The sequence below is a fragment of the Streptomyces sp. NPDC016562 genome (genome assembly GCF_043076955.1).
Taxonomy (GTDB): domain Bacteria; phylum Actinomycetota; class Actinomycetes; order Streptomycetales; family Streptomycetaceae; genus Streptomyces.
In genome coordinates this window covers 484718-509489 of record NZ_JBIBRZ010000001.1, presented here as the reverse complement: position 1 = coordinate 509489, position 24772 = coordinate 484718, and the positions used below count along the sequence as shown (strand labels likewise).

Below are 24772 nucleotides of genomic sequence, written 5' to 3'. Positions count from 1 at the left end.
GGGTGAAACTGCTATTTCGCCGCGTCAGCGGCTAGGGCACGATGGACGGTATGGCACCGCACTTCGATCACCCCGGCGAGCAGGCCGCTCAGGACCCGATCCGGCTGCTCGACATCCGTGACACCCCCCTCTCGATCGACGAGGTCTTCCAGGCCGTCGGCGACGACGCGACGGGCGGGACGACGCTCTTCGTCGGCACGGTGCGCAACCACGACAGCGGCGCGGACGTCGACTCCCTCGGCTACTCCTGCCACCCGACGGCCCAGGCCGAGATGCGGCGGGTCGCCGAGCGGGTCGTGGCCAAGTACCCGGTCCGCGCCCTGGCCGCCGTGCACCGCATCGGTGACCTGGCCGTCGGTGACCTGGCCGTGGTCGTCGCCGTCTCCTGCCCGCACCGCGGCGAGGCGTTCGAGGCCTGCCGGATGCTGATCGACGACCTCAAGCACGAGGTCCCGATCTGGAAGCACCAGACCTTCGCCGACGGCACCGAGGAGTGGGTCGGCGCCTGCTGACGCCGCCGGCGCGGACGTCCGGCGAACCCCGGTCGCGGAGCGCCCCCCGGATGGGGGTAGCCTCGCACCCGTTCGGCCGCGCAACACGCCCTCGATTTGCGTAACCCCCTTCCGGGCACGAGCGTTGAAGCCACCAACGACATGCACTTCGGGGTAGGGAGGCACGCCCATGGCGTCTCTGGTGTGGTTGCTGATTCCGCTGTTCGCGGCGATAGGCGCGGGCATATGGGGCAGCTGGGCGGCGCGTGACCGTACGCAAGGCGACATATCCGAGCTCGCCGGATACGCCCGCTTCCGCGAGGTCATGGGCAACGCCGAGACCAAGGTGAAGGCCCGGGCCCACTCCGGTTCCGACACCGTCTGAGTCCGGGATCCCGCACCCCGCACGACCGCGCAGGCCCCGTACGGACCGGCCCCGAAGGCCGCCCGCCAGGGCCGTCCCGTACTGTCGGATCCATGCCACGCCGCACCGCGACGATGCTCGCCTCCACCCTCGTGCTGTTCGCGCTGCTCATCGCCGGGGTCTTCATCAAGGTCCCGTACTCGGAGATGAGCCCGGGCCCGACCGTGAACACGCTCGGGGACTCGCACGGCGAGCCCGTACTGAACATCTCGGGGCACAAGACGTACCCGACCAGCGGTCACCTCAACATGACGACGGTCCGCGTCACGGGCGCCGACTACGACATGAACCTGGTGGAAGCGGTGTACGGGTGGCTGGCCGGCGACAACATCGTCGTGCCGCACGAGAACCTCTACCCGAACGGCAAGACGGACGCGGAGTCCACCCAGGAGAACGCCGAGGAGTTCAGCCAGTCGCAGCAGAGCGCCAAGGTGGCGGCCCTGAAGCAGCTCGGCATCCCGGTCACCGCCCGCGTGATCGTCGCCTCCGTGGTCAAGGGCAGCCCCTCCGAGGGCAAGCTGCACGCCGGTGACCTGATCAAGGCGGTGGACGGCGCCCCGGTCTCGGCCCCCGAGGACGTGGCCAAGCTCGTCACCAAGCACAAGCCCGGCGAGCCGGTCGAGTTCACCATCGTGCCGGCCGCGGAGGCCGCGCAGGCGGCGAAGGCGAACCGCGAACCCGTCGGCGAGAGCAAGGTCGCCATCACCGCGGGCAAGGCGGAGGGCGACGGCCACGCCGTCGTCGGCATCCGGGCCGGGACCGACCACACCTTCCCGTTCACGATCGACATCAAGCTCGCCGACGTCGGCGGCCCGAGCGCCGGTCTGATGTTCGCCCTCGGCATCGTGGACAAGCTCACGCCCGAGGACCTGACCGGCGGCAAGTTCGTCGCGGGCACCGGCACCATCGACGACGCGGGCAAGGTCGGGCCGATCGGCGGCATCCAGATGAAGACCATCGGCGCCCGCCAGGCCGGCGCCGAGTTCTTCCTGACGCCCGCCGAGAACTGCGCCTCCGCGGCGTCCCACGTGCCGGGCGGGCTGACCCTCGTGAAGGTCTCCACCATCGACGACGCCACGAAGGCGCTGGAGAAGATCCGCAAGGGGGACACGGCCGGGCTGCCGCAGTGCAGCGCCAAGCCCTGACCCCCCTGCGGCACCTCCGCGGGACCGGGACCGGGAGGGCCCCCGGGGCCTACGAGAAGGTCGCGGCCAGGGCCTCCGCCAGCCCGGGCACCAGACCCCCGCCGGTGAGGACCTCGGTCGAGGAGTCTTTCTCACGCAGCCGTACGGCCGACTCGCGCGAGCCGTCGCGCAGCACGGCCACGGTGATGCGGACCTCCTGCCGCTCCGGGTGCCCGGCGACCCACTTCGCGAGCTGCTTGTCGTTCAGCCCCTCCGGTACGGAGGCCTCCGCGGACGGCGGCAGCATCAGCCGCTCCACCGTCAGCGCGCAGCCGACCACCGCGTCGGGCCAGGCGATGGTGCCGAGGAACTTGTCGAGCGGGGTCCCGGCCGGGACCTCGTCCTGCTCGACGGGGGTGAGGGAGGACTTGCCGGCGTCGTCCTGGTCGAGGCCGAGCTGGCCCGCGAGGCGCGGCTCCTGCTTCTTGAGCCGGGCCGTGTCGACGAGGGCGAAAAGCCGCGCGGGCTTGTCCCAGCCGAGGCCGGCCGCGTACTCGTCGATCTCGAGGCAGGCACGGGTCAGCGGACTGGCCGCCATGGGAGTGCCGGGGGAAGGCGAAAGGTTGGACATGGACAACATCCTGCCTCCTTTCCACCGGATACCGGGAACTGACTAAAGCCTCAGTAAGTTGCATGAGTGGGCTCTACGATCGGGGGCCCGTTCACCACCAGACTCAGCGACTTTCGAGGTGCGCACCTTGGCTTTCCAGATGCCGGACCGCGGCGGAGGCCCTTCCGGGCCACGGATGAGAGTCGGCCGCCCGTCCCGGCGGGCCCGCACTCTCCTCATGACCCTGGGCGTGCTGGCCGTGCTCGCCATGCTCTTCATCATGTTCGCGGGCTTCTGGACGGACTGGCTCTGGTTCCGCTCCGTGAAGTACTCCTCGGTCTTCACCACCACCCTGTGGACCAAGATCGGTCTCTTCGCCGTCTTCGGCCTGCTGATGGCCGGGGCCGTGGGCTTCAACATCTGGCTCGCGCACCGGCTCCGGCCGCCGCTCAGCGCGATGTCGATGGAACAGCAGAGCCTCGACCGCTACCGGATGAGCGTCGCCCCGTACAAGAAGTGGATGCTCCTCGGCATCGCCGTGCTCGTCGGTCTGATCGCGGGCGCCTCGGCGGCCGGTCAGTGGAAGACCTGGCTCATGTACGTGAACGGGGTGACCTTCGGCACGAAGGACCCCCAGTTCCACATGGACGTGTCCTTCTACACCTTCGACCTTCCCTGGTACCGCTTCCTGCTCGGCTTCGGCTTCGCCGCGGTCGTGCTGTCGGTGATCGCCGCGGCCGTCGTGCACTACCTGTACGGCGGACTGCGCGTGACCAGCCCGGGCGCCCGGGCCACCGCCGCGGCCACCGGGCACCTGTCGGTGCTGCTCGGCCTGTTCGTCACGCTCAAGGCGGTGGCCTACTGGCTCGACCGGTACGGCCTCGCCGTGAAGTCCAGTGACTTCAAGGCCGCGGACAACTGGACCGGCCTGCGCTACGTCGACGCCAACGCCTACCTGCCGGCGAAGACGATCCTCGTCGCCATCGCCGCCATCTGCGCCGTGCTGTTCTTCGCGACGCTGTGGCGCCGGACCTGGCAGCTGCCCGTCATCGGCTTCGGCCTGATGGTGCTCTCGGCGATCCTGATCGGCGGGCTCTACCCGGCGATCGTGCAGAAGTTCCAGGTCCAGCCGAACGAGCAGGCCAAGGAATCCCCGTACGTCCAGAAGAACATCAAGGCGACGCGCGACGCCTACGGGATCGAGGGCTCCGAGGTCACGGACTACCCGGGCGGCCCGCAGACGCAGGACCGGACCAAGCTGCGGCCGCAGGCCGACACCACGGCCAGCATCCGCCTCCTCGACCCGAACATCGTCTCGCCCGCCTTCCAGCAGCTCCAGCAGGTCAAGGGCTACTACGCCTTCCCGTCCACGCTCGCCGTGGACCGCTACAGCGGGCAGGACACGGTGATCGGGCTGCGCGAGCTGAACATCGGCGGCATCCCGAAGAACAACTGGATCAACGACCACTTCAAGTACACGCACGGCTACGGCGTGGTCGCGGCCAAGGGGACCACGGTCGGCGACCAGGGCGCCCCGGACTTCACCCAGTCCGACCTCCCCTCCAAGGGGATGTTCGGCACGGACTTCGAGCAGCGCATCTACTACGGCGAGCAGACGAAGCAGTACTCGATCGTCGGCGGGCCGCAGAAGGAGCTCGACTACTCCGACGACAAGGGTGAGAAGGAGACGTCCTACAAGGGCGACTCCGGGGTCAACCTCGACAACCCGATCAACCGGGCCGCCTACGCGCTCACCTTCAGCGAGCCGCAGATCCTGTACTCGGGCGCCATCGGCGACGGCTCGCGGATCCTGTACAACCGCACGCCGAAGGACCGCGTGGAGGCCGTCGCCCCCTGGCTGACCATCGACGGCGCGCCGTACCCGGCCGTCATCGGCAAGCGGGTCGTCTGGATCGTCGACGCCTACACGACGACCAACGGCTACCCGTACGCCTCGCGCACCACGCTGGGCCAGAGCACCGCCGACTCGCTGACCAACAGCCAGCGCGCGGTGGTGGCGCAGGAGAACCAAGTCAACTACATCCGCAACTCGGTGAAGGCCACCGTCGACGCGTACGACGGCTCGGTCAACCTGTACCAGTGGGACACCGAGGACCCGGTCCTGAAGACCTGGATGAAGGCCTTCCCCGGCACGGTGAAGCCCAAGAGCGAGATCGCCAAGCCGCTCATGGACCACCTGCGGTACCCGCAGGACCTCTTCAAGGTCCAGCGCGAGCTGCTGACCCGCTACCACGTCACGGACCCGCAGACCTTCCTCAGCGGCAGTGAGGCCTGGGCCGTCCCGGACGACCCGACGACCAAGGCCGGCACGGCGGTTCCGCCGTACTACCTGTCGATGAAGATGCCGGGCCAGAAGGAGAAGGACCAGGTCTTCTCCCTCACCACGACGTTCACGCCGAACGAACGGCCCAACCTGAGCGCCTTCATGGCGGTCAACGCCGATCCGGGCACTCCGGACTACGGCAAGATCAGAATCCTGAAGATGCCGACGAGCAAGCCGCCGGACGGCCCCGGACAGGTGCAGAGCAAGTTCCAGTCCGAACCGAAGATCGCCGAGTCGATCCGCCTGCTGCGCGGTGGTGACTCCGAGATCGAGTACGGAAACCTGCTCGCGGTGCCGCTGGACGGCGGAATGCTCTACGTGGAGCCGGTGTACGTCCGCAGCTCCGGCCTGAAGTACCCGCTGCTGCGCAAGGTGCTCGTGACCTACGGGGGCCAGACCGCCTTCGAGGACACGCTGGAGAAGGCGCTGAACGTGGTGTTCGGGGCCGAGGCCGCGACGACGCCGGTGCCCCCGACCCAGCCGCCGGGCGACGGCACCACCACGCCGCCCAGCCAGGACCCGACGGTCAAGGCGGCCCTCGCCGACGCGCAGAAGGCCGTCGACGACGCCGAGAAGGCCAGGCAGGCCGGTGACTGGGCGGCCTTCGGCAAGGCGCAGGACGAGATCAAGGCGGCGCTGAAGCGGGCGATCGACGCGGAGGCGAAGCTGACGGCGCCCAAGCCGAGCGGCTGATGATCAAGGGGTAAGGGCTCCGTCCCGCGTCGTGATACTGTGGTTTCACCGACGCGGGGTGGAGCAGCTCGGTAGCTCGCTGGGCTCATAACCCAGAGGTCGCAGGTTCAAATCCTGTCCCCGCTACTGAAGACGAAGGCCCGGATCCATGGGATCCGGGCCTTCGTCGTGCCCGGGAAGGGACACGCGGTAGCTGATACGGGTGAGTTGTCGGTGGAGCGTGTTTGACTTACCCCACTGTGGGCATGTCGACAAAACGCTGTAGTGACCTCACTGGCTGCGACATACCAGGTGTACGCGGGTAGCAGGTGATGCGACGATGGGATTTATGGGGGACAGGTCAACTCTGCTGGAGACAGGGCGGTTTGTGAGGGCGGAGACCGAGCCGGGTACGGGAGCCGGTGACTCGGCTCCCGTCGTCAACGCGCAGACCCCGCTGACCGATGCGGAGTTCTTGGACAAGCACAGCGCGGAGGAAGTGTTCGCCGAGACCGACGCGGCGAGCGACGCCGAGCTGGAAGCCAGCCACCGGGTGGCCGCCGACCAGGGCGACCCCGGTGCCATGAGCGTGCTCGGTGCGCTGCTGCTGCGCCGCGGCGACCTGGCCGGGGCCGAGCCGTACCTGCGGGGGGCCACCGCCGCGGGGGACCGCGCCGCCGCGAACAACCTCGGCGTGCTCCTGCACCAGCGGGGCTACCCGGAGGAGGCCGCCGGCTGGTGGCGGGTCGCCGCAGTGGCCGGATCCGCCCCCGCCGCGCACGCCCTGGGCCGCTACTTCCGCGAGCGCGGAGACGAGCCCGCGGCCGAGTACTGGATGCGGCAGGCGGCGGAATCCGGCCACGCCCTGGGCGCGTACGGCCTGGCCGACCTGCTGGAGCACCGCGGGGACAAGGGGGTGGAGCGGTGGTTCCGCGCCGCCGCCGAACAGGGCCACCGCGAGGCCGCCTACCGGCTGGCGCGGCACCTGCGCAAGGGCGACCCCGCCGAGGCCGAGCAGTGGTACCGGCAGGCCGCCGCGCGCGGGCACCGGCGTGCCGCGCTGCACCTGGGCGCGCTCCTGGAGGCCCGCGGGGAGCTCAAGGAGGCCGGGCGCTGGTACCTGACCTCCGCCAAGCAGGGCGAGGCCCGGGCCGCGTGCGCGCTCGGCTTCCTGCTGCGCGACGCGGGCGACGAGGACAGCGCGGCCGCCTGGTGGCACCGGGCGGCGCAGGACGGCGACGGCAACGCCGCCAACGCGCTGGGCGCGCTGCACGCGGCCCGCGGGGAGACCCAGACCGCGGAGCGCTGGTACCGGGCCGCCATGGACGCGGGCGACCAGAACGGTGCCTACAACCTCGCGCTGCTGTGCGTCGCCCAGGAGCGGACCGCCCAGGCCGAGCAGTGGTACCGGCGCGCCGCCTACGCCGGGCACCGCGAGGCCGCCAACGCGCTGGCCATCATGCTGCTCCAGGTCGGGGACGCAGCGGGCGCGGAGCCGTGGTTCTCGAAGGCGGCGGAGGCGGGCAGCGTCGACGCGGCGTTCAACCTCGGGATCCTCTACGCCAGCCGGGACGACGACCGGACGGCGCTGAAGTGGTACGAGCGGGCCGCGTCGGCCGGCCACACCGACGCGGCGCTCCAGGTCGGCATCGCCCTGGTCCGCGACGGTGAGGAGCGGGCAGCCGAGCGCCACCTGCGGTGCGCGGCGGGCGGCGGCAGCGCGGAGGCGGCCTTCCGCCTGGCCGCGCTGCTGGAGTCGCTGGCCCCGCCGCCGGAGCCGGTCGCGCTGGGCGAGCCGGTGGGCGGCGCCCCGCGCACCGAGAGCGAGGAGTGGTACGAGCGGGCCGCCGAGCTGGGGCACCGCCGGGCCCAGGTGCGGGTCGGCATGCTGGCCGCCGCCCGCGGTGACCTGGCGGTCGCCGCGCGCTGGTACCGGGAGGCGGCCGAAGCCGGGTCCCGTAACGGGGCGTTCAACCTGGGGCTGCTGCTGGCCCGCGAGGGGAGCGAGCCGGAGGCCGCCCTGTGGTGGACCCGGGCGGCGGTGGCGGGCCACGGCCGCGCGGCCCTGCGTCTGGGTCTGCTGGCCGCGCGCCACGGTGACCTGGCGGAGGGGCAGAAGTGGTGCGTTCGCGCCATGGAGCTGGGGCCGGCCGAGGTCTCGGAGCGGGCGGCCCGTCTCCGGGAGGCGCTGGCGGAGGAGCTCTCGGCCTGACCGGGAGGCGGCCGGGGCCCGGCCGCCTCCCGGTTAACCGATTTGCATCTGCCGCGGGCGTTCACGTAACGTTGGGTTTACCGACGCGGGGTGGAGCAGCTCGGTAGCTCGCTGGGCTCATAACCCAGAGGTCGCAGGTTCAAATCCTGTCCCCGCTACTGAAGCCTCAGGGCCCGGATCCCATGGATCCGGGCCCTGAGTCGTTCCAGTGGTAAATCCGTGCGACAGAGCCGTGCAAGCGAGCCGTGCAAGCGAGCCGTGCAGCAGAAGGGCCCGGACCCCCGTGGGGACCGGGCCTTCGGCGTTCTCAGACGTCAGGCGCCCGCGCAGTTCGGGCAGATCCCGCGGTACGTCACCTCGGCCGCCGATACGACGAAGCCGAAGCGCTCGCTGTCCGGCAGGTCGGACAGGGGATTGCCGACGGGGTGGACGTCGCGGATCGCACCGCACTGGGCGCAGACCAGGTGCTGGTGCGGCTGGTGGGCGTTCGGGTCGTACCGCTTGGCGCGGCGGTCCGTGGAGACTTCCAGGACCTCACCGAGGGTGACCAGCTCACCCAGCGTGTTGTAGACGGTGGCGCGGGAGATCTCGGGCAGCTTCGCCACGGCGCGCGCGTGCACCTCGTCGGCCGTCAGGTGCACGTGGTCACCGTCGAGCACCTCGGCCACGACGCGCCGCTGTGCGGTCATGCGCCAGCCGCGTCCGCGAAGTCGTTCCAGCAGGTCACTCATGGACATCAGCCTAACAGCGAGGGGTTCGGTGCAACTCCCGAACCGGTGCGGACTTGGATGCTTGCTTGACTTAGACAAAGTCCATTGTAGGATCGATTACGGCGAAGGCCGAGGACAGGCATGCAGGAATGACGCAGGAGGCGCACGTGACGCAGGGACCGCTCACCACGGAGGCCGGGGCTCCGGTCGCCGACAACCAGAACAGCGAGACGGCAGGCGTCGGCGGCCCCGTCCTCGTCCAGGACCAGCTCCTGCTGGAGAAGCTCGCGCACTTCAACCGCGAGCGCATCCCGGAGCGCGTCGTCCACGCCCGCGGCGCCGGCGCCTACGGCACCTTCACGCTGACCCGCGACGTCTCGCAGTGGACGCGCGCCGCGTTCCTGTCCGAGGTCGGCAAGCAGACCGAGACGTTCCTGCGCTTCTCCACCGTCGCGGGCAGCCTCGGCAGCGCCGACGCGGTGCGCGACCCCCGCGGCTGGGCGCTGAAGTTCTACACCGAAGAGGGCAACTACGACCTCGTCGGCAACAACACCCCGGTGTTCTTCATCAAGGACGCCATCAAGTTCCCCGACTTCATCCACACCCAGAAGCGCGACCCGTACACGGGCTCGCAGGAGGCGGACAACGTCTGGGACTTCTGGGGTCTGTCGCCCGAGTCCACCCACCAGGTGACCTGGCTGTTCGGTGACCGCGGCATCCCGGCCTCCTACCGCCACATGAACGGGTTCGGCTCGCACACGTACCAGTGGAACAACGAGGCGGGCGAGGTCTTCTGGGTCAAGTACCACTTCAAGACCGACCAGGGCATCAAGAACCTCACCCAGGCCGAGGCCGACAAGCTCGCCGGTGAGGACCCCGACTCCCACCAGCGCGACCTGCGCGAGGCCATCGAGCGCGGAGACTTCCCGTCCTGGACCGTGCAGGTCCAGATCATGCCGGCGGCCGAGGCGGCGGACTACCGCTTCAACCCGTTCGACCTCACCAAGGTGTGGCCGCACGAGGACTACCCGCCGATCGAGATCGGCAAGCTGGAGCTCAACCGCAACCCGGAGAACGTCTTCGCCGAGGTCGAGCAGTCGATCTTCTCCCCGGCGCACTTCGTCCCCGGTATCGGTCCGTCCCCGGACAAGATGCTCCAGGGCCGTCTGTTCGGCTACGGCGACGCCCACCGCTACCGCGTCGGCATCAACGCCGACCACCTGCCGGTGAACCGTCCGCACGCCACCGAGGCGCGCACCAACTCCCGCGACGGCCACCTGTACGACGGCCGCCACAAGGGCGCGAAGAACTACGAGCCGAACAGCTTCGGCGGCCCGCAGCAGACGGACCGCCCGCTGTGGCAGCCGATCGCGCTGACCGGCGGTACCGGCAACCACGCCGCGCCCGTCCACCGCGAGGACAACGACTTCGTCCAGGCGGGCAACCTCTACCGCCTGTACTCGGAGGACGAGAAGACCCGCCTGATCGAGAACCTCTCCGGCTTCATAGCCAAGGTCTCCCGCGACGACATCGTCGAGCGCGCGATCAACAACTTCCGTCAGGCGGACGCTGACTTCGGCAAGCGGCTCGACGCCGCGGTCCAGGCCCTCCGCGGCTGAACCGATCGCTCGCCGTAGCGGAACGCCGGGCCGCGACCCTCCTCGGAGGATCGCGGCCCGGCGTCGTCGCGCGCCGGTGCCCGCGCCGCTCAGGCCGACACCGCGCGCCGCGCCGGCGCCCAGCAGCGGATGACGTCGCGCACGGACACGATGCCGACCGGGCCGCCGTCCTCCAGCACGATCAGATGCCGGAAGCCGCCGTGGGCCATGGCCTCGGCGGCTTCCTGGACGGTGGCCTCAGGGGTGCAGAAGACGACGTTGTTGGTGGTGTGCGCGCCCACGGACTCCCGGTCGGGATCGTGGCCCGCGCCAAGCGAGTTCAGGATGTCGCGCTCGGTCAGGATGCCGATGCCGCTGTGGTCGGGGTCGAGGACGACGGCCGCGCCGACGCGTCGGCCGGACATCAGGCAGGCCGCCTGACGGAGGGTGTGGGCGGGTCCGAGGGTGAGGATCACGGTGCTCATGGCGTCGCGGACGAGCATGAAGGGAGCCACCTCCTGGTGTGTCCCCCCACTCGGGTGGGGTGCGCCCGTGATCCCTGGAGAGCGGAATCCCTAGAGAAAGGATTCACAAGCGCACAAGCGGGGGGATCCTCAGATTCCCACTCCGGGGCGGTGCCAACAAGAGGGCGCACAGGGGGCACACGTTCGGGCCCGGCCCCGGCTCACGCCCGGGGCCGCCCGGCGCGCTCCCGGCTCAGGCCCGCGACCGGGTCAGGCCCGGTCCCGCATCAGCCGCGCGGGCGCAGCCGCTCCAGCATCTCCTCGTGGAGCAGCCCGTTGGAGGCGGCCGCGTTCCCGCCGTGCACGCCCTCCACCCCGTCCAGGCTGGTGAAGCGGCCCCCCGCCTCCTGGACCACGACCGCGATGGCCGCCATGTCCCACAGGTTCAGCTCCGGCTCGGCGCACAGGTCCAGCGAGCCCTCCGCGACCATCATGTACGGCCAGAAATCGCCGTAGGCGCGCGTACGCCAGCACGCCCGGGTCAGGTCCAGGAAGGCGGACAGGCGGCCCTGCTCCTCCCAGCCGCCCAGCGAGGAGTACGCGAACGAGGCGTCGCCCAGCGAGGCCACCTTCGACACGCCGATCGCGGTGGTCTCGCCCAGCGCGCCGCCCGCGTACGCGCCCCCGCCCTGCGAGGCCCACCAGCGGCGGCCCAGCGCCGGCGCGGACACCACGCCGACCACGGGGCGGAACTCACCGTCCGCGCCCTCGGTCATCAGGGAGATCAGGGTCGCCCAGACGGGCACCCCGCGCACGTAGTTCTTCGTGCCGTCGATGGGGTCCACGACCCAGCGGCGCGGGCCGCTGCCCTTCAGGCCGTACTCCTCGCCCAGGATCGCGTCGTCGGGCCGCGCGGCGGCGATACCGGCCCGGATGATCTCCTCGGCCGCCTTGTCCGCCTCGCTCACCGGCGTCATGTCCGGCTTCGTCTCGACCTTCAGGTCGAGGGCTCGGAAGCGCTCCATCGTGGCGGCGTCCGCCGCGTCGGCGAGCTCAAGGGCAAGGCGCAGGTCATCGTCATACTCGGGCATGTCCGAACAGTATCGACACTCCCGGACCGCGACCACCGAGGTCCACAGTGCGGCCCGAACACGCCCTTGACAGGATCTGTCGGCCCGTCAAGTCTGGCCGGAGAGCCGACAGCGGGGAGGCGAAGATGCCGGCAGCCCGGGAGTCCTTGCTGGAGGCGGCGGGAGCAGCGCTCTCGGTGCGCCCCTGGCCCTCCGTGCGGATGGTCGACGTGGCCGCCGCCGCCGGGGTGTCCCGGCAGACCCTCTACAACGAATTCGGCGGAAAGGCGGGCCTGGGCCGCGCCCTGGTCCGCCGCGAGGCCGAGCGGTACCTCGACGGGGTGGACCGGGCCCTGGCCGCTCCGGCCCGGACGGCCGAGCGGCTCGCCGCGGTCGCGGAGTGGACCGTACGGGCGGCCCGCGCCCACCCCCTCGTACGGGCGCTGCTCACCGGCGGCTGGGACGCGGGCCTGCCGGCCGCGGGCCGCAGGACGCCCGGCCCCGGCGAGCTGGCCCGGGCCGTGCGCGACCGGGCGGCCGCGGCGCTCGTGCCGGGGGAGGACGTCGAGCAGTGCGAGCTCGCCGTACGCCTGGCCCTGTCCTACGTGGTCGCCCCGGGGGAGGAGCCGGGGACGGGCGAGCTGCTCAGGCTGCTCAGTGCGCGGACCCGGACAGCTGGAGCCCGATGACGCCCAGGATGACCAGGGAGATCGAGACGATCTTCAGGGTGGAGACCAGGTCGCCGAGGAAGACCATGCCGTAGATCGCCGTCCCGGCCGCGCCGATGCCCGTCCACACCGCGTACGCCGGGCCCACGTCCAGCTTCTTGAGCGCCAGCGTCAGCAGACCGAAGCTGCCGAGCGCGAAACACGCGAAGGCGACGGTCGGCCACAGCCGGGTGAACCCGTGGGAGAGCTTGAGGCAGACCGCGAAACCGGTCTCCAGGAATCCCGCGACGACGACCAGCAGCCACGCCATGCAGAATGCCTCCCCGCGTCACGTGACATCGCGTCACTGGGTGCGATTATGCATTTACCAGACACCGTTGCCCGCACACCCCGCCGTGAACCGGCCGCCGATCGACGGCGGCCGGTGGGCGGTCAGTCGCCCTCGCGCCGCTCGCGCGTCTGCAGCAGCCGCCGCAGCGAGTACAGCCGCGCCGGATCCGCGTGGCCCTCCTCCACCCACGTGTCGAGCGCGCAGTCCGGCTCGTCGTGGCTGCAGGCGCGCGGGCACCCCTCCGTACCCGGCACCAGCTCCGGGAAGGCCAGGATCACCCGGGACGGGTCCACGTGGTGCAGGCCGAAGGACCGCACGCCCGGGGTGTCGATGACCCAGCCGTCGCCGCCCGGCAGCGGCAGCGCGAGCGCCGACGTCGTGGTGTGCCGGCCGCGGCCGGTGACCGCGTTGACGTGCCCGGTGGCGCGCTGGCGGCCCTCGGCGACCAGCGAGTTCACCAGGGTCGTCTTGCCGACGCCCGAGTGGCCGACGAAGGCGGTGATCCGGCCGTTCAGGCGCTCGCGCACCCGGTCGGCCGCGTCGCCGGTGGCCAGCTCCTCGCGGTTGGTGACGACGTAGTTCAGGCCGAAGGTCGAGTAGATCTCCAGGATCTTGTCGGCGGACGTCAGGTCGGACTTGGTGAGCACCAGCAGCGGCTCCAGCCCGGCGTCGTACGCCGCCACCAGACAGCGGTCGATCATCCGGGGCCGGGGCTCCGGGTCGGCCAGCGCCGTGACGATGGCCAGCTGGTCGGCATTGGCGACGACCACCCGCTCGTACGGGTCGTCGTCGTCCGCGGTGCGCCGCAGGACGGACTTGCGCTCCTCGATCCGCACGATCCGCGCGAGCGTGTCCTTCTTGCCGGACAGGTCGCCCACGATCCAGACCCGGTCGCCGACCACCGCCGCCTTGCGGCCCAGCTCGCGGGCCTTCATGGCGTGCACCGAGCGGCCGTCGACCAGGCAGGTCAGCCGGCCGCGGTCGACGGTCAGGACGAAGCCCTCGGCCGCGTCCTCGTGCTTGGGCCGGATGGTGGTCCGCGGCCGGTTGCCCTTGGGGTTGGGGCGCTGGCGGATGTCGTCCTCGTCGGTGTGCTTGCCGTACCTGCGCATGACCGGCCCTACGCTCCCGTTCCCCGCGGGGTTCGCCCGAGCATGTCGGTCCACATCGCGGGGAAGTCCGGCAGGGTCTTCGCGGTCGTCGCCACGTTCTCGATCTGTACGCCCTCCACGGCCAGGCCGATCACCGCGCCCGCGGTGGCCATCCGGTGGTCGTCGTACGTGTGGAACACGCCGCCGTGCATCCGGCGCGGCCGGATCCGCAGACCGTCCGCGGTCTCGGTGACGTCGCCGCCGAGCGCGTTGATCTCCTTGGTGAGCGCGGCCAGCCGGTCCGTCTCGTGCAGGCGCAGGTGCGCGACGCCGCGCAGCACCGACTCGGAGTCGGCCAGGGCCGCCACGGCCGCGATGCCCGGGGTGAGCTCGCCGACCTCGCTCAGGTCCACGTCGATGCCGTGGATCTTGCCCGAGCCCGTGAAGACCAGGCCCGCGTCGGTCAGCTCGCAGGAGCCGCCCATCTCGGTGAAGATCCGGCGCAGCGCGTCACCGGGCTGCGTGGTGCGGCGCGGCCAGTCCGGGATGGTCACCGTGCCGCCGGTGATCAGAGCCGCGGCCATGAAGGGCTGGGCGTTGGACAGGTCCGGCTCCACGACCATGTCGCGGCCCAGCAGCGCGCCGGGGGCCACCCGCCACACGTCCTTCTCGCCGCCCGCCTCGGGGGTGTCGACCTGGGCGCCCGCCGCGCGCAGCATCTCCACCGTCATCCGGATGTGCGGCATCGAGGGCAGCTTGCCGCCCACGTGCCGGACCTCGACGCCCTGGTTGAAGCGCGGGGCGGAGAGCAGCAGCGCGGAGACGAACTGCGAGGAGTTGCTGGCGTCGATCTCGACCGTGCCGCCCTCCAGGGCGCCGCCGCCCTGGACGGTCATGGGCAGCGCGCCGCGGCCCTCGTCGTCGATGCGGGCGCCGAGGGAGCGCAGGGCGGTGATGACCTGGCCGAGCGGACGCTCGTAGGAGCGCGGGTCGCCGTCGAAGCGGATGTCGCCGTCGGCGAGGGTGGCGACGGGCGGCAGGAAGCGCATGACCGTGCCCGCGTTGCCGACGTCCACGGTCGTCGGGCCGTGCAGGGCCGCCGGGATGATCCGCCAGGCCTCGCCGCTCTCGCCGTCACCGGCCGAGCTGGACGAGACGGTCTCCTCGATGCCCACGCCCATCGCGCGCAGGGCGTCCGACATCAGCTGGGAGTCGCGCGAGCGCAGCGGGCGGCGCACCCAGCCGGGCTCGGAGGCGAGCGAGGCGAGCACGAGCGCGCGGTTGGTGACCGATTTGGACCCCGGCACCGTGACGGTGGCGGTGACGGTCCCATCGGCGAGCGGAGCGGGCCAGAGGGCAGGGAGCGCGGGGGTGTCGGTCATGGCCCCCACTTTAGTGGCTTCCTCCGGCCCCAGATCTTGATCGCGCCCCCGTCTCGGAGGGCGGTCACAGGCCGAGCAGCCAGCGGCCGCCGCCGATCAGCGAGCACAGCGCGACCACGTGGAAGAAGAGGAGCCACACCACCGGGTGCAGGTGGGTGAGCCGCCCCAGCTGGTCTGCGTCGGAGTCCGGCGCCCCGCCGCGGCGGCGCTGGGCCCCCAGCTCGAACACCGGCCGCACCGCGCCCAGCAGCAGGAACCACACCACGCCGTACGCGAAGGCGGCCTGCACCTCGGCCGGGGTCAGCCAGGACACCAGCAGGAAGGTCCCGCCGGTCAGGAGCACGGTCATGGCCCCGTACGCGTTGCGGATCATCACCAGCATCAGCAGGAGCAGGGCGGTGGCCACCCACAGCAGCAGCGTGATCCGGTGCGCGGACAGCAGCGCCGCCCCGCCGAGCCCGAGCAGCGCGGGAGCCGGGTAGCCGGCCGCGGTGGTCAGGACCATCCCGGGGCCGGTGGCCTTGCCCCAGCTGACGGTGACACCGCTGGTGTCGGAGTGCAGCCGTATCCCGGCCAGGCGCCGCCCGCTCAGTCGCGCCACCAGACCGTGCCCGCCCTCGTGGGCGATGGTGACGGCGTTGCGCGACAGCAGCCACAGCGGGCGGGGCCCGACGACGGCCAGGGCGACCAGGCCGGTCACGATGACCAGCCAGCGGTCGGGAGCGGTCTGTATACCCGTGAGCCGGTCCCACAGGCCGGCCGTCGTACTGCTGTCCATGAGGTGGCGGACTCCTTGCGGTCGCGGTCAGGTGCCATGGCAGTGTGGCAGCCATGTGCGGAAGGTATGCGTCGAGCCGTAAGCCCGAGGACCTCGTGGAGGCCTTCGGGATCGAGAGGTGGGAGCCCGAGGAGGCGCTCGCCCCCGACTGGAACGTGGCGCCGACGAAAGAGGTCCACGTCGTCCTCGACCGTCCCCTGAAGGACGCCGCGCACCCGCGTCCGGTTCGCCAGCTGCGCGTCGTGAAATGGGGGCTGGTCCCCTCCTGGGCGGCCGGCCCCGACGGCGCCGCCCGGATGATCAACGCCCGCTCCGAGACCCTCGCCGAGAAACCGTCCTTCCGCCGCCCCTTCGCGCAGCGCCGCTGCATCGTCCCCGCCGACGGCTACTACGAATGGGTCACCGCCCACGACGAGCGGCAGCTCGAAGTGGAGGGCAAGCGCAAACGGGCCCGCAAGCAGCCCTACTTCGTCCTCCCCCAGGACGGCTCCGTCTTCGCCATGGCCGGAATATACGAGTTCTGGCGCGACCGGACCCTGCCCGACGGGCACCCCCAGGCCTGGTGGGCCACCTGCTCCGTGATCACCACCGAGGCCGAGACCGGCCCCCTGGCCGCGGCCCCGGCCGAGGGACCTCGCTCGCTGTCCGACATCCACCCGCGGATGCCGCTCATGCTGACCCCGGACCGCTGGGACGCCTGGCTGGATCCCGCGAACACCGACACCGAGGGGTCGCTGCGGCACCTGCTGGCACCGCCGCCGGGCGGACTGATGCGGGCCTACCCGGTGTCCACCGCCGTGAGCAACGTCCGCAACAACGGGCCGGAGCTGCTGGAGGAGCTGGCCGCGCCGCAGGAGGGCACCCTGTTCTGACCGGGGCAGGATGGGGGCATGAGCAGCCGCACCGAGAGCGTCACGACCCCGGCGGGCGAGGCCCGCGTCACCTGGCACACCGCCCGCGGGGCCCGGCTCGTGCTCGCCGTGAGCCATGGCGCCGGCGGCGGCATCGAGGCCAGGGACCTCCAGGCGCTGGCCGCCGCCCTGCCCGCCCGCGGGATCACCGTCGCGCTGGTCGAACAGCCCTGGCGGGTCGCCGGGAAGAAGGTCGCCGCCGCGCCCAAGGTGCTGGACGAGGGCTGGCGCGGGCTGTGGCCGGCGCTCGCCGGGCCCGGACTGCCGGTGGTCGCGGGCGGGCGCAGCGCCGGGGCCCGGGTGGCCTGCCGCACCGCCGCGGAGCTCGGCGCGGCCGGGGTCCTGGCCCTGGCCTTCCCCTTGCACCCACCGGGCCGGCCGGAGAAGTCGCGGGCCGCGGAGCTCACGGGAGCCGGGCGGCCCACCCTGGTCGTCCAGGGAGGCCGCGACCCCTTCGGGCGCCCTGAGGAGTTCCCTGCGGGGGAGCACACGCTGGTGGAGATCCCGTACGGCGATCACGGCTTCGCCGTGCCGAAGAAGGCGGACCTCACCCAGGACGAGGCCCTCGAAATGATCAGCGACGCGGTCGCGCGATGGCTGCTGGAGCTCCCGGCCGGGAAATGAACGGGATCAAAGGCAACAAAGACCGAAACCCTTCCCCTGCGCGGGAATGCGCGCCCCCGCCCTTCTGTTGTCCCGGATGTCGGTACGTACGGGAACTTGTCGGAGGAGAGGGAGCGCATGACCCAGGTCATCAGTCAGAACCGTCGGCAGGCCGCTGACCTGGACTGGACTGTTCTTCCTGCCCCCAAGCGCAGCACGCTTCGGGCGGCGGAGGAGCCTGATGGTCGACTATTCTCCGATTCGAGCGGAACCGCTTTCGGAGCCGCCACGCAGTCGGAGGAGGTGGGTCCTGTCGCTGGGACCGACGAAGGCCACGCGGAGGAGACGACCCCGGAGCGCAACGCGCGCTTCGAACGGGACGCCCTCGGCTACCTCGACCAGATGTACTCGGCCGCGCTGCGCATGACGCGCAACCCGGCCGACGCCGAGGACCTGGTCCAGGAGACGTACGCGAAGGCATACGCGTCCTTCCACCAGTTCCGCGAAGGCACCAACCTGAAGGCGTGGCTCTACCGCATCCTGACCAACACGTTCATCAACTCCTACCGCAAGAAGCAGCGCGAGCCCCAGCGCAGCGCCGCGGAGGAGATCGAGGACTGGCAGCTGGCGCGCGCCGAGTCGCACATGTCGACCGGTTTGCGTTCCGCCGAGTCGCAGGCGCTCGACCACCTGCCGGATTCGGATGTGAAGGAAGCCCTTCAAGCCATTCCGGAGGAGTTCCGCATCGCGGTCTATCTTGCCGACGTAGAGGGCTTTGCGTACAAGGAGATCGCGGACATCATGGGTACACCCATCGGTACGGTCATGTCGCGACTGCACCGTGGCCGCCGTCAACTCCGCGGAATGCTGGAGGACTACGCCCGTGAGCGCGGGCTCGTTCCCGCAGGCGCGGGAGAGTCGAACGACCGGAAAGGCTCGGACTCATGAGTTGCGGAGAGCCGCACGAGACGGAGTGCTCTGAGGTCCTGGACCACCTGTACGAGTTCCTCGACCATGAGATGCCCGACAGCGACTGCACGAAGTTCGAGACGCACTTCGAGGAGTGCAGCCCCTGTCTGGAGAAGTACGGCCTGGAACAGGCCGTCAAGAAACTGGTCAAGCGGTGCTGCGGATCGGACGACGTGCCGACCGACCTGCGGTCGAAGGTGATGGGCCGGATCGAGCTCATCCGGTCGGGACAGGCCGTCCCCGACCACGACGTCGCCGCCGACAACCCGGCTCCCGGCTGAGCGGGCCGGCCTGCGGAGAGCAGGTCGGCCGCCTAGGGAACAACCGCCCCCGGAAGAGCAGTTCATTCACCCGAATGCGCTAATCCGGGGGCGTCCGCATGCCGCAATACGACATTGCGGCCCCACCCGCCCGTGGCCCCGCCTATTCTCCCCATTCGGTGCCGGTCGGATTCGGCGTCCGGCGTGCACGGCACAGGGGAGGAGAGCGCCATGCGGGCACTTCCGCCGGGGGCGCGCGGATACATCCTGTGCGCCGTTCTCGCGGCCTTGGCGTGCGTCGCCCCCGCCCTCACCGGTTCCCCCACGCCCTGGGGGGCCGTGGGCCTGCTCGCCCTGCTCTCCCTCGGCTGCGAACTGGTGCGGCTCTGGCCGCCGCTGGGCGGCCGGGTGCCCGAGGGCATCGGCGCCTTCTTCCCCGTCGTGCCGGCCGCCGTCTTCCTGCTGCCGCCCGCCGCCGCGGCGCTCGTGGCGCTGCCCGGCGGCCTCGTCGGCACCGTGGTCCAGCGGCCCGTCGCGGTGCGCCGGGTGTGGCACTGCGCGCAGCAGTCCATAGCCGCCTGGGCCGCGGGGCAGACGTTCGGGCTGCTGCGCGGCCCCTCCGCCCTGGGCGGCGGGCCCTCCGCGGGCTCCGGGCCGCCGGCCGCGGTGGCCGACTTCCCGTACGTGATGCTTCCCGCGGCCGCCTCGGCCGTCGCCTTCTGCCTGGTGCTCACCGCGCTGGACTCGGGCGTCCTGGCCACCGCCGAACGCAGGCCCGCCGCCGTCGCCTGGCGCGGACTGCTCACGCTCTCGCTGGTCCCGCACTGCGTCCACGGCCTCGCCGGCCTGATGATGGCCGTCATGTGGCGCAGCCCGTACGGGCTCCCGGCCGCCCTGCTCGTCCTGCTGCCGATGTACATCTCCTGCTGGGTCTTCGCCCAGTACCACCGCGAGCGCGCCGCCCACCAGGCCACCATCCGCGCCCTCGTCCAGGCCGTCGACATCAAGGACCGCTACACCCGCGGCCACAGCGAACGGGTCGGCCAGGCCTCCGCCATGATCGCCCGCGAGCTGGGCATGACCGAGGACCGGATGGAGGTCGTGCGCATCGCCGGGATCCTGCACGACGTCGGCAAGCTCGGCGTCCCCACCCGGCTGCTGCGCAAGGACGGGCCGCTCACCCCGCAGGAGCGCCGGATCATCGAGCTGCACCCCGAGTACGGGCACGAGATGGTCCGCGGCATCGGCTTCCTGGGGGAGGCCCGGGCCGCGATCCTGCACCACCACGAGCGGGTGGACGGCACCGGCTACCCCTACGGGCTGACCGGCGAGCAGATCCCGGTCCTGGCCCGCGTGGTGGCGGTGGCCGACGCCTTCGACGCGATGACCTCGACCCGCTCCTACAGCCGGGCCCGGCCGGTGCCGACGGCCCTCGCCGAGCTGGAGCGGTGCGCGGGCGCCCAGTTCGACCCGGTGATGGTCCGGGCCCTGACGGGCGCCATCGGACGGCACGGCTGGCACCCCGTGGTCACCTCCGACGAGGACCTCCAGGTGATCGGCCCGTCCGCTGCCCCCGGGGGCGGCGGCGGTGCGGGGCCGGCGCTGTCCGCGCTGCCCGGCCAGGGCCCGCGGCAGGCCGCACCGGCGGCGCCGGCCGACGCGCCGGGCCCCCGGCGGGCGGGGGACGGGACATGAGGCCGACGGCCGTGTGGGGCGTGCGGGGGGCCGCGGCCGTGCTCACCGCCGTCGGGCTGGGGCACACCCTGTGGAACGGCGTCGCCGAGCCCGGAGCGGCCCTCGCCTTCGGGACCCTGATCGCCGTCGGGGAGCTCGCCCGCAGGGCGGACGGCGGCGACCGCCAGCCCGCCCCGCTCGGCTCCGCCGGCGCCCTCGCCTACGCCCTGCTCGGCCAGAACGCCGGCCAGCCCACCCACCACGGCGTGTTCCAGATCGTCGCGGTCGTCGTCGCGGCCGCCCTCCTCGGGATCGTCCCGCACGTGGCCCGCGGCCGCGGCCCCGCCGTGGACCACCTCTCCCGGCGGGTCCTGACCGTCGCCTTCGCCGCCGCCTGTTTCCAGCCGCTCTACAACTCCGGCCGGCTGGAGGAGCGGGTGGGCCAGGGGCCGTACCTCGTCCTGTTCCTGGTCGGTCTGCTCGGCCTCACCGCCCTGTGCGACGCCGTGCTCGCCGCGGCGCTGGCCGGGGCCCGCACGGGCTGGCCGTACGGTCCCCTGCTGCGCGACGAGCTGCGCGCCCAGCTCGGCATCGGCGCGGCGATCTGCGCCACCGGCGTCGTGATGGCCCTGGGCGTGGCCGTCGCGGGCCTGTGGGCCCTGCCCGTCTTCAGCGTGCCGCTGCTGCTGACGCAGCTGTCCTTCCACCGGATCACCGCGATCCGCACCACCTACCGCCAGACCATCACCTCGCTGGCCCGTGCCACCGAGATCGCCGGTTACACCCGGCCGGGCCACGCCCGCCGGGTCGCGGCCCTGAGCTGCGCCGTCGGCCGCGAGCTCGGCCTGTCGGAGCGGGAGCTCACGGTGCTGGAGTACGCCGCCCTGATGCACGACATCGGGCAGCTCTCCCTCGTCGACCCGGTCCCGGACGGGGCCACCGCCGAGCTGCCGGCGGCCGAGGCGCGCCGGATCGCCGGGCTGGGCGGGGAGGTGGCCCGGCAGACCGGGGTGCCCGCCGAGGTCGCCGTCGTGGTGGAGCGGCAGGCGGATCCCTACCGGGAGCAGCCCGCCCTGGCCCGCATCGTGCGTACGGTGAACGCGTACGACGACCTGGCCGGCGGGGGCCGTCACCCGGGTGGCTCACTGGCCGCCCTGGAGCAGCTCCGCCTGGGCACCGGGCACGATTACCAGCCGGAGGTCGTGGAGTGCCTGGCGAGGGTTCTGGCCAGGGGCGGACGTGACAGAGTTGTTCCCGTCCCACCTGGGTAACCCATGGGTAATGAGCGGCCGTCCGAGTGGGCATGGTTGGATGCCAGTAAGGGGGACCGTGAGAGTGTCCGCAAGGCTGCATCGTAGGACCGGCAGGCGGGAATCGTGAGGATCTTCGGGAAGGTACGGCATCGGCCCTCCGCCTCGTGGCGGCAGGCCACCGACCGCGCGTTCACGCTGATCGGCGACGGGCGGTACGAGGACGCGGGCGCGCTGCTCACGAGAGCCGCGGACCTGGAGCCCTGGCTGTCGGAGTCCTGGTTCAATCTGGCGCTGCTGCACAAGTTCCGGCACGACTGGGAGCAGGCGCGGGCCGCCGGGCTGCGGGCCGTGGCCCTGCTGGACCGCGAGACCGGCGCCCCGGACTGGTGGAACGTCGGCATCGCCGCCACCGCGCTCCAGGACTGGCCGCTGGCCCGGCGGGCCTGGCAGGCCTACGGGCTCAAGGTGCCCGGAGACCCGCACGGGGCGGGCGGCAAGGGCAGCGGCGAACCGGTCGGCATGGAGCTGGGGAGCGCCGCCGTGCGGCTCTCGCCCGAGGGCGAGGCCGAGGTCGTGTGGGGCCGCAGGCTCGACCCGGCCCGGATCGAGGTCCTGTCGATCCCGCTGCCCTCCTCGGGGCGGCGCTGGGGCGAGGTCGTGCTCCACGACGGGGTCCCGCACGGCGAGCGGGTGACCGCCGCCGGCCCCTCGTACCCCGTCTTCGACGAGATCGAGCTGTGGGCTCCGTCGCCGGTGCCCACCTGGGTGGTGCTGCTGGAGGCGGCCACCGAGGCGGACCGCGACGCGCTGGAGCAGCTCGCCTCGGACGCCGGTTTCGCCGCCGAGGACTGGTCCTCGTCGGTGCGGCTGCTGTGCCGGACCTGCTCGGAGAGCGAGATGCCGAGCGACGAGGGCGACGGCGAGCACCTGGATCCGCACGACCACAGCGAGCCGGGGCACCCGGGCCCGCTGGGGCACCGTACGGCCGGGTCCGGCTCCCTGTGGGTGCCCGAGCGCGAATGCGGCATCGCGGCGCCGGCCGGACTGGTGCGGGGCCTGCTCGACGGCTGGGTCTCGGACAGCCCGGGCACCCGGGAGTGGCGGGATCTCGAAGAAGTCTGCTGAGCCTTGGCCGTAGGCTGTACGGGCACATCGGTGGCCATAGGCGACCACCGGTGACCGGTACTTACGGAAGGCGTACGGCGGACATGTCGCAGCAGGAGAACGAGTTTGTCGGCGATGTCGGGGTCGCGAACGACGGGTACGTCGTGGACACGGAGGACTGCGCGGCGCGCGAGCTCGCCCACCGTGAGCGCGGCACCGCCCGCCCGATCACCGTCGTCGGCAACCCGGTCCTGCACCGGGAGTGCAAGGACGTCACCGAGTTCGGCGACGAGCTGGCGCAGCTGATCGACGACATGTTCGCGAGCCAGAAGGCCGCGGAGGGCGTGGGCCTGGCCGCGAACCAGATCGGCGTGGACGCCAAGGTCTTCGTCTACGACTGCCCGGACGACGACGGTGTGCGCCACACCGGTGTCGTGGTCAACCCGAAGCTCGTCGAGCTGCCGGCGGGTGCGCGGGTGCTGGACGACTCCAACGAGGGCTGCCTGTCCGTCCCGACGGCGTACGCCTCGCTGGCCCGCCCGGACTACGCCGAGGTCGAGGGCCAGGACGCGCAGGGCAACCCGATCAAGGTGCGCGGCACCGGCTACTTCGCCCGCTGCCTCCAGCACGAGACCGACCACCTGTACGGCTACCTGTACATCGACCGGCTCTCGAAGCGGGACCGCAAGGACGCCCTGCGCCAGATGGAAGAGGGCACCCCGCGCTACGAGACCGTCCCCAACGCCTAGTCCCCGCGCGGTGGCTAGGCGGCCTGCGGGCCCCGGAAGGTACGCCTGAAGGAATTCGGCGTGGTCCCCAGGGTCCGCAGGAAGTGGTGGCGCAGGGCCGCCGCGTTGCCGAAGCCGCAGCGGCCGGCGATCGCGTCCACCGTCTCGTCGGTGGACTCCAGCAGCTCCTGGGCGAGCAGCACCCGCTGGCGCAGCACCCACTGGTACGGGGTGGTGCCGGTCTCCTGGAGGAAGCGGCGGGCGAAGGTCCGCGGGGACATGTGCGCGCGCTCCGCGAGGTGCTCGACGGTGATCTCGTCCTCCAGGTGGCGGGCCATCCAGGCGATCACCTCGCCCACCGTGTCGCAGGCCGTGCGCGGCAGCGGCCGCTGGATGTACTGGGCCTGCCCGCCGTCCCGGTGGGGCGGTACGACCATGCGCCGCGCGATGGTGTTGGCCACCTCGGCGCCGTGCTCCTGGCGGACCACGTGCAGGCAGGCGTCGATGCCCGAGGCGGTGCCGGCCGAGGTGATCACCTGGCCCTCGTCGACGTAGAGCACGTCCGGGTCCACCATCGCCTGCGGGAAGCGCCGGGCCAGGGCCGGGGCGTGCATCCAGTGCGTGGTGCAGCGCCGGCCGTCCAGCAGCCCGGCCGAGCCGAGCACGAAGGCCGCGCTGCACACGCTGAGGACCCGCGCCCCCCGGTCCACGGCCCCGCGCAGGGCGTCGAGGAAGGGCTCGGGGTACTCCCGCACGGGCGCCCGCCGGTCGGCGGGCAGGCAGATCAGGTCGGCCTCGTGGAGCCGCTCCAGGCCGTGCGCGGGTGTGACGGCGAACCCGACGTCGGCCATGGTCAGGGGGCCTTCCTCGGCCGCGCACACGGCGAAGTCGTACACCGGCAGCCCCTGCTCGCTGCGGTCGATCCCGAAGACCTCGCAGAAGATCCCGAATTCGAAGGGGGTCACCCCGTCGACCAGCGCTACCGCCACGTTGTTCAGCATGACTCCAGTGTGGCAGTAATTCGCGCCTTCATGACAGTCCTGCCACTGTTTGATGTTGGTCGACCCGGCGAGAGTGGAGCCATGAACAGCTTCCTGAACTACCTCGCCGTCCTCGCCGTCGCCGCCCTCCTGCTCGGCCCGGCGCTCTACGGCATCGCCCGCGACCGCCGGATCGACCGGCAGGTACGCGCCGCCCAGCAGCGCGAGCAGCTCATCCGCCACGGGCAGCCGCAGCCGCGGCCCCGCCCGCGCACGGCCGGCGCGGCCCGCATCGTCCTGCGGCACGCCCCCGGCAAGTGA

The 24772-nt window shown here is 72.0% G+C and carries 25 protein-coding genes and 2 tRNA genes; 18 read left to right on the top strand and 9 right to left on the bottom strand.

Going from position 1 to position 24772, the window contains the following annotated elements:
* The first annotated feature begins 50 nt into the window (after positions 1 to 50).
* From ACF059_RS02320 to ACF059_RS02310, 3 genes are all read left to right on the top strand, one after another.
* On the top strand, positions 51 to 512 hold the full coding sequence (locus ACF059_RS02320; protein ID WP_360888078.1) for a molybdenum cofactor biosynthesis protein MoaE: 462 nt from the start codon (positions 51 to 53) through the stop codon (positions 510 to 512).
* A gap of 169 nt (positions 513 to 681) precedes the next feature.
* Positions 682 to 876, top strand: coding sequence for a hypothetical protein (locus tag ACF059_RS02315; protein WP_392050283.1), 195 nt, complete (start codon positions 682 to 684; stop codon positions 874 to 876).
* Positions 877 to 968: 92 nt separating this feature from the next.
* Entirely contained in the window at positions 969 to 2060 is a 1092-nt protein-coding gene (locus ACF059_RS02310; protein WP_392050281.1) for a PDZ domain-containing protein, read from the top strand.
* Between the two features lie 49 nt (positions 2061 to 2109).
* Here ACF059_RS02310 and ACF059_RS02305 read toward each other — a convergent pair whose 3' ends face one another.
* On the bottom strand, positions 2110 to 2679 hold the full coding sequence (locus ACF059_RS02305; RefSeq protein ID WP_360888086.1) for a PPA1309 family protein: 570 nt from the start codon (positions 2677 to 2679) through the stop codon (positions 2110 to 2112).
* Positions 2680 to 2809: 130 nt separating this feature from the next.
* Between ACF059_RS02305 and ACF059_RS02300 the strand changes: the two genes are divergently transcribed.
* From ACF059_RS02300 to ACF059_RS02285, 4 genes are all read left to right on the top strand, one after another.
* Positions 2810 to 5686 carry a UPF0182 family protein gene (locus ACF059_RS02300; RefSeq protein ID WP_392052996.1) on the top strand — a complete coding sequence of 959 codons (2877 nt, stop codon included), beginning with the start codon at positions 2810 to 2812 and terminating at the stop codon, positions 5684 to 5686.
* 52 nt (positions 5687 to 5738) lie between these two features.
* A tRNA-Met gene (locus ACF059_RS02295) sits at positions 5739 to 5812 on the top strand.
* Positions 5813 to 6005: 193 nt separating this feature from the next.
* Positions 6006 to 7877 carry a tetratricopeptide repeat protein gene (locus tag ACF059_RS02290; protein WP_392050278.1) on the top strand — a complete coding sequence of 624 codons (1872 nt, stop codon included), beginning with the start codon at positions 6006 to 6008 and terminating at the stop codon, positions 7875 to 7877.
* Positions 7878 to 7961: 84 nt separating this feature from the next.
* A tRNA-Met gene (locus ACF059_RS02285) sits at positions 7962 to 8035 on the top strand.
* Positions 8036 to 8191: 156 nt separating this feature from the next.
* Here the strand turns inward: ACF059_RS02285 and ACF059_RS02280 are convergent.
* Positions 8192 to 8608 carry a Fur family transcriptional regulator gene (locus tag ACF059_RS02280; RefSeq protein WP_360888091.1) on the bottom strand — a complete coding sequence of 139 codons (417 nt, stop codon included), beginning with the start codon at positions 8606 to 8608 and terminating at the stop codon, positions 8192 to 8194.
* 128 nt (positions 8609 to 8736) lie between these two features.
* On the opposite strand from ACF059_RS02280, the gene ACF059_RS02275 reads away from it, so the two are divergent.
* Positions 8737 to 10206 (top strand): catalase, encoded by a 1470-nt coding sequence (locus ACF059_RS02275; protein WP_392050275.1) that lies wholly within the window; start codon positions 8737 to 8739, stop codon positions 10204 to 10206.
* An 89-nt stretch (positions 10207 to 10295) separates the two neighbouring features.
* On the opposite strand, the gene ACF059_RS02270 is transcribed toward ACF059_RS02275, so the two are convergent.
* Both ACF059_RS02270 and hisN read right to left on the bottom strand, forming a co-directional pair.
* Positions 10296 to 10688 carry a cyclic nucleotide-binding/CBS domain-containing protein gene (locus ACF059_RS02270; protein ID WP_392050272.1) on the bottom strand — a complete coding sequence of 131 codons (393 nt, stop codon included), beginning with the start codon at positions 10686 to 10688 and terminating at the stop codon, positions 10296 to 10298.
* Positions 10689 to 10936: 248 nt separating this feature from the next.
* Positions 10937 to 11740: a histidinol-phosphatase gene (gene hisN, locus ACF059_RS02265; protein WP_392050269.1), complete on the bottom strand. Its 804-nt coding sequence runs from the start codon at positions 11738 to 11740 to the stop codon at positions 10937 to 10939.
* Between the two features lie 125 nt (positions 11741 to 11865).
* On the opposite strand from hisN, the gene ACF059_RS02260 reads away from it, so the two are divergent.
* Complete coding sequence (locus ACF059_RS02260) at positions 11866 to 12408, top strand: TetR/AcrR family transcriptional regulator (RefSeq protein WP_392050266.1); 543 nt, start codon at positions 11866 to 11868, stop codon at positions 12406 to 12408.
* Here ACF059_RS02260 and ACF059_RS02255 read toward each other — a convergent pair.
* The 4 genes from ACF059_RS02255 to ACF059_RS02240 form a co-directional block, all read right to left on the bottom strand.
* Positions 12374 to 12697, bottom strand: a complete 324-nt coding sequence (locus ACF059_RS02255) for a multidrug efflux SMR transporter (protein ID WP_360888101.1) — start codon at positions 12695 to 12697, stop codon at positions 12374 to 12376. The genes ACF059_RS02260 and ACF059_RS02255 overlap by 35 nt on opposite strands.
* A gap of 122 nt (positions 12698 to 12819) precedes the next feature.
* Positions 12820 to 13830, bottom strand: a complete 1011-nt coding sequence (gene rsgA / locus ACF059_RS02250) for a ribosome small subunit-dependent GTPase A (protein WP_392050263.1) — start codon at positions 13828 to 13830, stop codon at positions 12820 to 12822.
* Between the two features lie 8 nt (positions 13831 to 13838).
* Positions 13839 to 15191: a 3-phosphoshikimate 1-carboxyvinyltransferase gene (aroA, locus tag ACF059_RS02245; protein WP_392050260.1), complete on the bottom strand. Its 1353-nt coding sequence runs from the start codon at positions 15189 to 15191 to the stop codon at positions 13839 to 13841.
* Between the two features lie 64 nt (positions 15192 to 15255).
* Complete coding sequence (locus tag ACF059_RS02240; RefSeq protein WP_392050257.1) at positions 15256 to 15969, bottom strand: M50 family metallopeptidase; 714 nt, start codon at positions 15967 to 15969, stop codon at positions 15256 to 15258.
* Between the two features lie 53 nt (positions 15970 to 16022).
* Between ACF059_RS02240 and ACF059_RS02235 the strand changes: the two genes are divergently transcribed.
* From ACF059_RS02235 to def, 8 genes are all read left to right on the top strand, one after another.
* Positions 16023 to 16841 carry an SOS response-associated peptidase gene (locus tag ACF059_RS02235; RefSeq protein WP_392050254.1) on the top strand — a complete coding sequence of 273 codons (819 nt, stop codon included), beginning with the start codon at positions 16023 to 16025 and terminating at the stop codon, positions 16839 to 16841.
* A gap of 18 nt (positions 16842 to 16859) precedes the next feature.
* A complete protein-coding gene (locus ACF059_RS02230) occupies positions 16860 to 17504 on the top strand; it encodes an alpha/beta family hydrolase (protein WP_392050251.1) in 645 nt (214 codons plus the stop codon).
* 282 nt (positions 17505 to 17786) lie between these two features.
* Positions 17787 to 18431 (top strand): sigma-70 family RNA polymerase sigma factor, encoded by a 645-nt coding sequence (locus tag ACF059_RS02225; RefSeq protein ID WP_326593567.1) that lies wholly within the window; start codon positions 17787 to 17789, stop codon positions 18429 to 18431.
* Entirely contained in the window at positions 18428 to 18733 is a 306-nt protein-coding gene (gene rsrA, locus ACF059_RS02220) for a mycothiol system anti-sigma-R factor (protein ID WP_392050248.1), read from the top strand. Before ACF059_RS02225 ends, rsrA begins: the two co-directional genes overlap by 4 nt.
* A gap of 210 nt (positions 18734 to 18943) precedes the next feature.
* Entirely contained in the window at positions 18944 to 20407 is a 1464-nt protein-coding gene (locus ACF059_RS02215) for an HD-GYP domain-containing protein (RefSeq protein WP_392050245.1), read from the top strand.
* On the top strand, positions 20404 to 21657 hold the full coding sequence (locus tag ACF059_RS02210) for an HD-GYP domain-containing protein (protein WP_392050242.1): 1254 nt from the start codon (positions 20404 to 20406) through the stop codon (positions 21655 to 21657). The genes ACF059_RS02215 and ACF059_RS02210 overlap by 4 nt, the downstream gene beginning before the upstream one ends.
* A 105-nt stretch (positions 21658 to 21762) precedes the next feature.
* Positions 21763 to 22764, top strand: a complete 1002-nt coding sequence (locus ACF059_RS02205) for a tetratricopeptide repeat protein (protein ID WP_392050239.1) — start codon at positions 21763 to 21765, stop codon at positions 22762 to 22764.
* 83 nt (positions 22765 to 22847) lie between these two features.
* Positions 22848 to 23492 carry a peptide deformylase gene (gene def / locus ACF059_RS02200; RefSeq protein ID WP_360888130.1) on the top strand — a complete coding sequence of 215 codons (645 nt, stop codon included), beginning with the start codon at positions 22848 to 22850 and terminating at the stop codon, positions 23490 to 23492.
* Positions 23493 to 23506: 14 nt separating this feature from the next.
* Here def and ACF059_RS02195 read toward each other — a convergent pair whose 3' ends face one another.
* A complete protein-coding gene (locus ACF059_RS02195; RefSeq protein WP_392050236.1) occupies positions 23507 to 24472 on the bottom strand; it encodes a helix-turn-helix domain-containing protein in 966 nt (321 codons plus the stop codon).
* 81 nt (positions 24473 to 24553) lie between these two features.
* On the opposite strand from ACF059_RS02195, the gene ACF059_RS02190 reads away from it, so the two are divergent.
* Positions 24554 to 24772, top strand: a complete 219-nt coding sequence (locus tag ACF059_RS02190) for a hypothetical protein (RefSeq protein ID WP_392050233.1) — start codon at positions 24554 to 24556, stop codon at positions 24770 to 24772.

Bases quoted from the DNA above. Each gene is read 5' to 3' on its own strand.
- ACF059_RS02255 (WP_360888101.1), bottom strand. From the start codon at position 12,697: ATGGCGTGGCTGCTGGTCGTCGTCGCGGGATTCCTGGAGACCGGTTTC.
- ACF059_RS02300 (WP_392052996.1), top strand. From the start codon at position 2,810: ATGCCGGACCGCGGCGGAGGCCCTTCCGGGCCACGGATGAGAGTCGGC.
- hisN (WP_392050269.1), bottom strand. From the start codon at position 11,740: ATGCCCGAGTATGACGATGACCTGCGCCTTGCCCTTGAGCTCGCCGAC.
- def (WP_360888130.1), top strand. From the start codon at position 22,848: ATGTCGCAGCAGGAGAACGAGTTTGTCGGCGATGTCGGGGTCGCGAAC.
- ACF059_RS02280 (WP_360888091.1), bottom strand. From the start codon at position 8,608: ATGAGTGACCTGCTGGAACGACTTCGCGGACGCGGCTGGCGCATGACC.
- ACF059_RS02270 (WP_392050272.1), bottom strand. From the start codon at position 10,688: ATGCTCGTCCGCGACGCCATGAGCACCGTGATCCTCACCCTCGGACCC.
- ACF059_RS02315 (WP_392050283.1), top strand. From the start codon at position 682: ATGGCGTCTCTGGTGTGGTTGCTGATTCCGCTGTTCGCGGCGATAGGC.
- ACF059_RS02190 (WP_392050233.1), top strand. From the start codon at position 24,554: ATGAACAGCTTCCTGAACTACCTCGCCGTCCTCGCCGTCGCCGCCCTC.
- ACF059_RS02260 (WP_392050266.1), top strand. From the start codon at position 11,866: ATGCCGGCAGCCCGGGAGTCCTTGCTGGAGGCGGCGGGAGCAGCGCTC.
- ACF059_RS02275 (WP_392050275.1), top strand. From the start codon at position 8,737: ATGACGCAGGAGGCGCACGTGACGCAGGGACCGCTCACCACGGAGGCC.
- ACF059_RS02320 (WP_360888078.1), top strand. From the start codon at position 51: ATGGCACCGCACTTCGATCACCCCGGCGAGCAGGCCGCTCAGGACCCG.
- ACF059_RS02210 (WP_392050242.1), top strand. From the start codon at position 20,404: ATGAGGCCGACGGCCGTGTGGGGCGTGCGGGGGGCCGCGGCCGTGCTC.
- ACF059_RS02195 (WP_392050236.1), bottom strand. From the start codon at position 24,472: ATGCTGAACAACGTGGCGGTAGCGCTGGTCGACGGGGTGACCCCCTTC.
- rsgA (WP_392050263.1), bottom strand. From the start codon at position 13,830: ATGCGCAGGTACGGCAAGCACACCGACGAGGACGACATCCGCCAGCGC.
- ACF059_RS02235 (WP_392050254.1), top strand. From the start codon at position 16,023: ATGTGCGGAAGGTATGCGTCGAGCCGTAAGCCCGAGGACCTCGTGGAG.
- aroA (WP_392050260.1), bottom strand. From the start codon at position 15,191: ATGACCGACACCCCCGCGCTCCCTGCCCTCTGGCCCGCTCCGCTCGCC.
- ACF059_RS02305 (WP_360888086.1), bottom strand. From the start codon at position 2,679: ATGTTGTCCATGTCCAACCTTTCGCCTTCCCCCGGCACTCCCATGGCG.
- rsrA (WP_392050248.1), top strand. From the start codon at position 18,428: ATGAGTTGCGGAGAGCCGCACGAGACGGAGTGCTCTGAGGTCCTGGAC.
- ACF059_RS02310 (WP_392050281.1), top strand. From the start codon at position 969: ATGCCACGCCGCACCGCGACGATGCTCGCCTCCACCCTCGTGCTGTTC.
- ACF059_RS02215 (WP_392050245.1), top strand. From the start codon at position 18,944: ATGCGGGCACTTCCGCCGGGGGCGCGCGGATACATCCTGTGCGCCGTT.
- ACF059_RS02240 (WP_392050257.1), bottom strand. From the start codon at position 15,969: ATGGACAGCAGTACGACGGCCGGCCTGTGGGACCGGCTCACGGGTATA.
- ACF059_RS02290 (WP_392050278.1), top strand. From the start codon at position 6,006: ATGGGATTTATGGGGGACAGGTCAACTCTGCTGGAGACAGGGCGGTTT.
- ACF059_RS02230 (WP_392050251.1), top strand. From the start codon at position 16,860: ATGAGCAGCCGCACCGAGAGCGTCACGACCCCGGCGGGCGAGGCCCGC.